The following is an 8,844-nucleotide window of genomic DNA, read 5'->3' as shown; positions in this document are numbered from 1 at the left end:
AACACCTATTTCGAAGAATTTTCCCGAAATCGGCGCCCCCAGCCTACCTACTCAGTATTCAGACAAGCTCCAGCGTTCGCAGAAGCGTATTCGCTTCTGCGTGAACATCATTCGGATCGATCCAATCCATCCGAATGCTTCTCATTGTCGTCAGAGGAGCCGCGGGGACATGCCATATACTGGCGTCCATGGCTCGTGCCGTTGATCGGGATCAAATGAGATCGCGATCGGGACCCAAACGATCGGCGAGATCCGGGGATCTCGGCAGCGTCGGCGTCGTGTGAGAGTGAAGCTTGCCCGAACCAAGTTCCGGCGGGGCTGCGGATATGTCGATTCCCGGATCGTTTGTCAACACCCGCAAACCCGATTAATGGCAAACGGCTCCCGGGAGCCCCGCTCCCTTCGAAGAGCAGCCTTCAATAGCAGCCTTCAATACAAGTGCTCGCCAGGAAAGTTGGAGCGGGCGATGGGAATCGAACCCACGACATTCAGCTTGGGAAGCTGACGTTCTACCTCTGAACTACGCCCGCGTTCCTTATTCATATCCGGCATTGCCGCGATCCGGCAAGAGGGTCGACGGGGGCGTCGCAAAAGCTCAGCGGAAGTGCTTGGAGAGTTTCAGGCCCTGCGCTTGGTAGTTCGAACCGGCGCCCGCGCCGTAGAGCACCTTGGGGCGCTCGGCCATGCGCTCATAGACGAGGCGCCCGACGATCTGCCCATCCTCGAGGATGAAGGGAACGTCGCGCGAGCGCACCTCGAGCACCGCCCGGGCCCCCTCCCCTCCTGCTTCCGCGTGACCGAAGCCCGGATCGAAGAAGCCGGCATAGTGGACCCGGAACTCGCCCACGAGAGGATCGAAGGGCACCATCTCGGCGGCGTAATCCGGCGGCACATGCACCGCCTCCTTAGAGGCGAGAATGTAGAACTGGCCTGGATCCAGGATCAGGGTCCTGCTGGCTTCGGCATAGAGCGGCTCCCAGAAATCCGCGACGCGGCAGGAGCCGGGCTTGTCCACATCGACCAAGCCCGTATAGCGCTTGGCCCGATAGCCGATGAGGTTGTCGGGGCCGAAGCCCGAAAGATCCACGCTCACGGCGACACCGTCCTGAATGGACGGCTCAGCGGAGGTCACGACCCGCTCCCGCTCGTGAACTGCCTGGAGTTCGGCATCGCTGAGGCGCACGTCTCCCTTGCGCAGGCGCAGCTGCGACAGCCGCGTGCCGGTTCTGACCAGCACCGGGAAGGTGCGCGGCGAGATCTCGGCATAAAGACGGCCGCGGTAACCGGCGCCGATCGTGTCGAATTCCTGGCTGCGATCGGTGATGACCCGGGTGAAGACGTCGATGCGGCCGGTCGAGCTCTTGGGGTTTGCGGCAGCCGACAGATCCTCCGGCAGGGCCAGCTCCTCCTGCAGCTCGGCGATGTAGACGCTGCCCGTTTCCAGGATGGCGCCCTTGCTCAGGTCGATCTCGTGGAAGCTCAATTGGTCGAGCCGGTCTTGCACCGTATGATTGCGCCCCGGCAGGAAGCTGGCGCGGACCCGGTAGGCGCGGCGCCCCAGCCTCAGATCGAGGCTTGCCGGCTGGACCTGATCGGAGGCGAAGGGCGTCTCCGCTCTGATGGCCCCTGCCTCAGCAAGGCGCATGATGGCATCAGCCGATTGAATCCCGTCCTTCAACGCAACCATGTTCGTCTTCCGAGGGGGCCGCCCTCATTGAATTGTTGAGCCTGGCAGTATCTCTAGAGCATCGGACCCAAAAGTGGAAACCGCTTTTGGGATCAAGCCGATGCCCGCTTATTTTGGATGAGCGCATCGTCGGGAGCGGAAAACCGGGACCCCTTTTCGCTGACGCGGCCTCCTGGTTCCGCACGATGCACGAGGGGTGTTACGGAATTCTCAATCGCTTTCCTTGCCCGGGGTTTTCCGACGAGCAGGCCGTCGGCGGGCGCATTCCCGTCCCGGTCGATTGACGAGGCCCCAAGGCCGCCGTACCACGGGCCAATGGAACTCCACGACCGGCATGAGGCAGGCTCATGTATCAAGCTGTGACCCGCGGCATCTCTGTGACGGTGACACCCCGCTACATGCCCGAAGAATCCTCCCCCGAGCAGAGCCGCTATTTCTTTGCCTATACGGTCGAGATCATCAATGCGAGCCTGGAGAGAGTTCAGCTTCGCGCCCGTCATTGGCAGATCACCGACGAGCATGGTCAGGTCCAGGAGGTGCGCGGCGCAGGCGTGGTCGGAGAGGAACCCGTGCTGGGTCCCGGCGAGAGCTTCAGCTATACGAGTGGATGTCCCCTGCCGACGCCGAGCGGCACCATGCAGGGGACCTATCTGATGGAGACCACCACCGGCGAAACCTTCGACGTCGAAATTCCCGCCTTCTCGCTCGACATTCCCCGCACCAAGCGCGTGCTGCACTGAGGTTTTTGATGTCCCCCGACAATCAGCGGCTGACGCCGCTCGACATGCTGGCGAAGCTGGTTTCGTTCGATACCGTGAGTTCGAAGTCGAACCTGCCCCTGATCGACTTCGTCGAGAGCTATCTGGAGAGCTGGAACGTGCCTTATGTGCGCGTGCCGAACGAGACGGGCGACAAGGCGGCGATCTACGCCACGATCGGGCCGCAGGACCGGGGCGGGATCGTGCTGTCCGGCCATACGGACGTGGTGCCGGTGACGGGCCAGGCCTGGACGTCCGATCCTTTCACCCTTCGCGTGGAGAACGGGCGTGCCTATGGACGCGGCGCGGTGGACATGAAGGCATTCGACGCGCTGGCGCTCGCAATGGTGCCTGAGTTTCAGGCCGCCCATCTCACGACGCCGATCCACATCATGCTCTCCTATGACGAGGAGACGACCTGCCTCGGGGTCGTCGACACCATCCGCCGTCTCGGATACGATCTGCCCATGCCGAAAGCCGCCATCGTCGGCGAGCCGACGATGCTGGAGGTGGTGGACGCGCATAAGAGCGTCGTGACCTTCTCCACCACGGTGCATGGTTTCGAGGCGCATTCGTCAAAGCCCTATCTCGGCGCCAGCGCCGTGATGACGGCCGCCGAACTGATTGCGGAACTGAACCGCATCGGCGACGACATGATGGAGCGCGGCGACTCCAGCGGGCGCTTCGACCCGCCCTACACGACAGTGCATGTCGGCACGATCTCAGGGGGCACGGCGCGCAACATCCTGTCGAAGACCTGCAGCTTCCATTGGGAGTTCCGCGGCCTGCCGAGCCTCGATCCGCAGGAGATTCCCGACCGGCTCAACCGGTTCGTCGAGGAGGTCGCCTTGAAACGCCTCAATCGCTTCGGCGCGTTCGGACGGATCGAGACCGTTCTTCATGCGGATGTGCCGGGCCTCGCGCCGGATCCCGGCTCGGCAGCGGAAGTTCTGGCCCTGCGCCTTGCCGGCAAGAACCACACGCAGACCGTGCCCTTCGGCACGGAGGCCGGCCATTACCAGGCTGCCGGAATTCCCACCGTCGTCTGCGGACCCGGCTCGATCAATCAGGCGCATCAGCCTGACGAGTACATTTCCCTGGAACAGCTCGAGGCCGGTATGGCCTTCATGCGCCGTCTTGCGGCGACCTGCGCGAATTCGTGAATGGCATCTCACGTCATGGCCGTCCCCGGACTTGATCCGGGGATCGGTCCCGGCCATCCCGATCAGGAGATGCATCACCCTTAAGCCCTCATCCTGAGGGCCGCCGATGGCGGTGTCTCGAAGGACGAGTGCGTCTCCCGTGCGCTCTGGACCCTCCTTCGAGACGCCTGCTCCGCAGGCTCCTCAGGATGAGGCGAGAGGCAAGGAAGATCGGGATCACCGGCACAAGGCCGGTGATGACGGGGGTTGATTAAAACTGCTCAACGGTCATTCCGAGGCCGCATCGCGGAGCCCGGGATTCATAAACGCTAACATTGCAGGATCATGCGCAGCGCCAGCCGCTCTCCTTTTGCTGCAACCGCCGTGGCTATGGATTCCCGCCTGCGCCGGGATGACAATGGAGAGCTGGCTTCTGGTTATGCTTCCGACTTGGCGATCTCGGCCTCGACCTCCGCCGGGTCCAGATCGTAGAAGCGCGAGCAGAACTCGCAGGTGATGCCGATGCGGCCGTTGTCGCCGACCATGTCGCGGCGATCTTGCGGAGAGAAGCGGCGCATCATGCCCATGATGCGCTCATGCGAGCAGGTGCACTCCTCATGCACGTGCTGGCCCTCGAAGACGCGCACGCCCCGCTCGTGAAACAGGCGATAGAGAAGCGTCTCACTGGACACGGCCGGATCGATCAGTTCGTGATCCTCGACCGTCCCGACCAGGGACTTGGCTTCGAGCCAGGCATCGTCCTCCGAGGGCGATGCGAGATCGTTCGAGGGATGTCCCTCCGGGATGTCGCCCGGATGCAGATCGGCCTGCCGAAGGCGCTCCGACGAGGAGGGCAGGAACTGGATCATCAGGCCACCGGCGCGATAGGTGTGGCGGCCATCCTCGAACTGCTCGGCCACGGCCAGACGCACCTGCGTCGGGATCTGCTCGGACTGGCGGAAATACTGATGCGCCGCCTCCTCGAAACCCTGGCCCTCGAGGGCGACGACGCCCTGATAGCGGCTGCGCTCGGAGCCCTGATCGATGGTCATGGCGAGGTAGCCGGAGCCGAGGAGTTCGCCCGTTCCCGGCGAGATCGACCCGAGAGCTTCGAGCCTGTCCTTGTCGAAACGGGCCGTGGCACGCAGGCGATCCGGTGCGTTGAAATCGACCACCACCATGTCGATGATGCCATCGGTCTTGGTCTGCAGCTGGAAGCGTCCCTCGAATTTGAGGGACGCACCGAGCATGACCGTCAATGCGGCCGCCTCGCCGATGACGCGGGCCACCATGTCGGGATAGCCGTGCCGGGCCAGGATGGTGTCGATGGAGGCTCCGAGACGCACCACGCGCCCACGCACGTCGAGAGGTTCGACTGCGAAAGGCAGAACGACGTCATCGTTTCCTGCAAGCGAAGCTGAACTCATGCGTTTGCTGCTCCGAGGCACCACGCCAGGATGCCCTTCTGCGCGTGAAGCCGGTTCTCGGCCTCGTCGAAGACCACCGATTGCGGACCGTCCATGATCTCGTCCGTGACCTCCTCGCCACGATGGGCGGGAAGACAATGCATGAAGACGGCGTCCTTGTCGGCAACGCCCATGAGCCTGCCGTTGACCTGATAAGGCTTCAGCAGATTCTGACGGCGGAACTCGTCGTCGTCACCCATGGACACCCAGCAATCGGTGATGACCGCATGGGCGCCCTCGGCGGCCTCGAACGCATCGGTGGTCACGCTGATCTTGGCCCCTTCCTGTTTCGCCCAGGACAAAAGCTCCGGGCGCGGGGCAAGTTCCGGCGGGGATGCGATCTTGAGCCGGAAATCGAGACGCGCCGCCGCGTGAACCCAGGAGGCGAGCACGTTGTTGGAGTCGCCCGTCCACGCAATCGTCCGGCCTTCGATGGAGCCGCGATGTTCCTCGAAGGTCATGATGTCGGCCATGATCTGGCACGGATGCGTCATCTTGGTCAGGCCGTTGATCACCGGGATCGAAGCATACTGGGCGAGCTCCGTCACCATCGCATGATCGAGGGTGCGGATCATGATGGCGTCCACGTAGCGCGACAGGACGCGCGCCGTGTCGGCGATGCTCTCGCCGCGGCCGAGCTGCATCTCCTTGCCGGTGAGCATCAGGGTCTCGCCGCCGAGCTCGCGCATGCCGACATCGAAGGAGACGCGGGTGCGGGTGGAGGGCTTGTCGAACACCATCGCCAGGATCTTGCCTTCGAGCGGCCGATCCTTGGCCTTCTCGCCGCGGCGGCGGTTGGACTTGATCTCCAGGCCGACATTCAGGAGGTGCCGGATCTCCGCGCCGGAAAAGTCGCTGAGATCGAGGAAATGGCGGGTCTTCATTGAACGGCTCCCGGCGGAACGGCGGTTTTCTGCTTAGCCTCGATGGCCGCGCAGGCGGCATCCAGACGATTGATGGCTTCTCCGAGATCGGCCTCCGTGATGATCAGCGGCGGCAGAAGACGGACGACGTTGTCGCCGGCCCCGATCACGATGAGCTTCTGATCGCGGGCAGCGCTGACGAAGTCCGTGTTGGGCACGACGGTGCGCAGGCCCACGATGAGCCCCTGCCCCCTCACCTCGGCGATGATGCTCGGATGGCGGTCCTTCAGCTCGGCGAGGCGCTGCTTGAGCAGCAGGCCCTTGCGTTCGACGCTCTCCAGGAAGCCGGGTTCCAGGATCACGTCGAGCACGGCGTTGCCGACCGCCATGGCGAGCGGATTGCCGCCGAAGGTCGTGCCGTGGGTGCCGAGCGTCAAGCCCTTGCCGGCCTCTGCCGTGGCAAGGCAGGCGCCCAGCGGGAAGCCGCCGCCGATGCCCTTGGCCACGGTCATGATATCGGGCGTCACGCCGCTCCATTCATAGGCGAAGAGCTTGCCGGTGCGGCCGACGCCGGTCTGGATCTCGTCGAAGATCAGGAGCAGGCCTTGGCTGTCGCACAGGGCGCGCAGCTCGCGCAGGAAGGCGTTCGACACCGACCGGACGCCGCCCTCGCCCTGGATCGGCTCGATCATCAGGGCCGCCGTGTGCGGGCCGATGACGGCCTTCAGGGCCTCGAGATCCTCAGGCGGAACCTGGTCGAAGCCCTGGACCTTGGGGCCGAAGCCTTCCAGATACTTGGCCTGTCCGCCAGCCGCGATGGTGCCGAGCGTGCGGCCATGGAAGGCGCCCTCGAAGGTGACAATGTGGAAGCGCTCGGGATTGCCGTTCACATAATGATAGCGGCGCGCCATCTTGATCGCGGCTTCGTTCGCCTCGGCGCCGGAATTGGCGAAGAAGACGAAATCCGCGAAGGTGCTGTCGACGAGGCGCTGGGCGAGGCGCTCGCCCTCCGGGATCTGGAACAGATTGGAACTGTGCCAGATCTTGGAGGCCTGCTCGGTCAGCGCCTTGACGAGGTGCGGATGGGCGTGGCCCAGGGCGTTCACGGCGATGCCGGCGCCGAAATCAAGGTATCGCTCGCCATCTCGGCCGTAGAGCCAGGGGCCCTCTCCCTTCTCGAAGGAAAGCTCGGCACGGGCAAAAGTCGGCAGCAATGGCGATGTCACGGGTTGTCTCCGCCTAGAGAGAGGCCCAAGGTCGCACCCGGGCCCGAAAAAGAAACGCCGCCCCAGCGAGGGCGGCACGGAGAGGGATTCTAACGAGGTGCGAGACCCTGTCAATTCAAGAGAAATGAAGTCACTCATCACAAGGAATTTTTGCCCCAGGCGAGTTCCTTGGGGAAAACGACGGGGCCTGTTCGGGGACTCTTGCGCCGGAGTCCACCCATCCTGTAACTTCGGGTCAGTCGAGTACGGCATTCGTGCAGCGGCTTTCACCCTCAGGAGCGACCTTCGCAACGCGGTCGGACACAAAAACCCTGTCCGCGAGGCATCTGGGATTCTGGGCTGAAGCCAGCCACGATGGAGGCAAGTTTAAAAATGATGGATGCGGGCGGAACTTGGACGGACGAGCGGGTCGAGCTTCTCAAGAAGCTCTGGACCGATGGTTTGAGCGCGAGCCAGATCGCCGCCGAGCTTGGAAACGTGACCCGCAATGCGGTGATCGGTAAGGTTCACCGCCTCGGCCTCTCCGGCCGCGCCAAGGATGCGAAGCCCGCCGGCTCGGCCGCTGCCCGCCCGCGCAAGGCGACCCGCGCGCCGAGCGCGCCGGCTCCGATTGCGCCCCAGCCGCACAACAACAATGTGGTGTTGGCTCCGATCCCGCTGCAGCCCGTGGCCGAGGAGCCCGTGGTGTTCGCCGACGACGACATCGCCATTCCCATGTCCGAGCGCGTGACCATCATGGACCTGCGCGAGTCCATGTGCCGCTGGCCCATGGGCGACCCGACGAAACCCGAGTTCCGCTTCTGCGGCGGCCGATCGATCACGGGCCTGCCCTATTGCAACCATCACGCGCGCATCGCCTACCAGCCGGTGGCCGATCGCAAGCGCGAGCGCAAGCTCATCCGCGCTTAAAGGCATTTATTCCATTAAAAAGGCCGCGCTGTCGATTTCAGCGCGGCCCTTTTGTTTGTCTGCCTTTTGAAGCTTCAGGCGCTCACGGCCTGCTCCTCGCGGGCGAAGGTCTCGTCGAAGGAGTAGCCGGCGCCGCGCACGGTGCGGATCGGATCGGGCCGGCGCGGCAGGTTGATCGCCTTGCGCAGGCGGCCCACATGCACGTCCACGGTGCGCTCGTCGATATAGACGTCGTGGCCCCAGACCGCGTTGAGCAGATGCTCGCGGCTGAAGACGCGGCCGGGGCTCTGCATCAGGAACTCCAGCAAGCGGAACTCCGTCGGCCCCAAATGCAACTCCTGGTCGGCGCGGCGCACGCGATGGGTCTCGCGGTCGAGCTCGATGTCGCCGGCTCTGAGAAGCGTTGCGATATGCGTCGGCTTCGCCCGGCGCAGGAGCGCACGCACCCGGGCCAGGAGTTCCGGCACGGAGAACGGCTTGACGATGTAGTCGTCCGCACCGGTGGAGAGGCCGCGGATGCGGTCGCCCTCCTCGCCCCTGGCCGTGAGCATGATCACCGGCAGGCGCTCGGTTTCCGTCCGCGCGCGGATGCGCCGGCACAGCTCGATCCCGGAGAGACCGGGCAGCATCCAGTCGAGCAGCACGATGTCGGGCACCTGCTCGCGCAGGCGGATCTCCGCCTCGTCACCGCGCGATACGCCGTCGACCTCGTAGCCTTCGGCCTCGAGGTTGTAGCGCAGGAGCAGCATCAAGGGTTCTTCGTCCTCGACGATCAGAACGCGAGGTCCCATGA

The 8,844-nt window shown here is 64.2% G+C and carries 8 protein-coding genes and 1 tRNA gene; 3 read left to right on the top strand and 6 right to left on the bottom strand.

Annotation, left to right across the window (positions count from 1 at the left end):
- Window positions 1-455: 455 nt before the first annotated feature.
- A tRNA-Gly gene (locus ACD578_RS25895) sits at window positions 456-530 on the bottom strand.
- Window positions 531-595: 65 nt separating this feature from the next.
- Entirely contained in the window at window positions 596-1,687 is a 1,092-nt protein-coding gene (locus tag ACD578_RS25890) for a 2'-deoxycytidine 5'-triphosphate deaminase (protein ID WP_404289755.1), read from the bottom strand.
- 347 nt (window positions 1,688-2,034) lie between these two features.
- Between ACD578_RS25890 and apaG the strand changes: the two genes are divergently transcribed.
- Both apaG and argE read left to right on the top strand, forming a co-directional pair.
- Window positions 2,035-2,427, top strand: coding sequence for a Co2+/Mg2+ efflux protein ApaG (gene apaG / locus ACD578_RS25885; protein WP_152717425.1), 393 nt, complete (start codon window positions 2,035-2,037; stop codon window positions 2,425-2,427).
- Between the two features lie 8 nt (window positions 2,428-2,435).
- Window positions 2,436-3,608: an acetylornithine deacetylase gene (gene argE / locus ACD578_RS25880; protein ID WP_404289752.1), complete on the top strand. Its 1,173-nt coding sequence runs from the start codon at window positions 2,436-2,438 to the stop codon at window positions 3,606-3,608.
- A gap of 416 nt (window positions 3,609-4,024) precedes the next feature.
- Here argE and ACD578_RS25875 read toward each other — a convergent pair whose 3' ends face one another.
- Genes ACD578_RS25875 through ACD578_RS25865 form a run of 3 tightly spaced genes read right to left on the bottom strand, consistent with a single transcriptional unit; the run spans window position 4,025 to window position 7,142 of the window.
- On the bottom strand, window positions 4,025-5,014 hold the full coding sequence (locus ACD578_RS25875; protein WP_404289750.1) for an Hsp33 family molecular chaperone: 990 nt from the start codon (window positions 5,012-5,014) through the stop codon (window positions 4,025-4,027).
- Window positions 5,011-5,937, bottom strand: coding sequence for an ornithine carbamoyltransferase (gene argF / locus ACD578_RS25870; protein WP_404289748.1), 927 nt, complete (start codon window positions 5,935-5,937; stop codon window positions 5,011-5,013). The genes ACD578_RS25875 and argF overlap by 4 nt, the downstream gene beginning before the upstream one ends.
- The gene (locus ACD578_RS25865) at window positions 5,934-7,142 is read right to left on the bottom strand and encodes an aspartate aminotransferase family protein (RefSeq protein WP_404289746.1); all 1,209 of its coding nucleotides are present in this window, start codon (window positions 7,140-7,142) and stop codon (window positions 5,934-5,936) included. The genes argF and ACD578_RS25865 overlap by 4 nt, the downstream gene beginning before the upstream one ends.
- A gap of 372 nt (window positions 7,143-7,514) precedes the next feature.
- Between ACD578_RS25865 and ACD578_RS25860 the strand changes: the two genes are divergently transcribed.
- Window positions 7,515-8,051 (top strand): GcrA family cell cycle regulator, encoded by a 537-nt coding sequence (locus ACD578_RS25860; RefSeq protein WP_404289744.1) that lies wholly within the window; start codon window positions 7,515-7,517, stop codon window positions 8,049-8,051.
- Between the two features lie 74 nt (window positions 8,052-8,125).
- Here the strand turns inward: ACD578_RS25860 and phoB are convergent, their stop codons facing one another.
- Window positions 8,126-8,842 (bottom strand): phosphate regulon transcriptional regulator PhoB, encoded by a 717-nt coding sequence (gene phoB / locus ACD578_RS25855; protein ID WP_404289742.1) that lies wholly within the window; start codon window positions 8,840-8,842, stop codon window positions 8,126-8,128.
- Window positions 8,843-8,844: the final 2 nt, after the last annotated feature.

This window comes from Microvirga sp. RSM25, from assembly GCF_044784385.1.
Lineage (GTDB): Bacteria > Pseudomonadota > Alphaproteobacteria > Rhizobiales > Beijerinckiaceae > Microvirga > Microvirga tunisiensis.
Note: the sequence above shows the minus strand (reverse complement) of the source record. Positions and strands in the feature narration are given on the sequence as shown.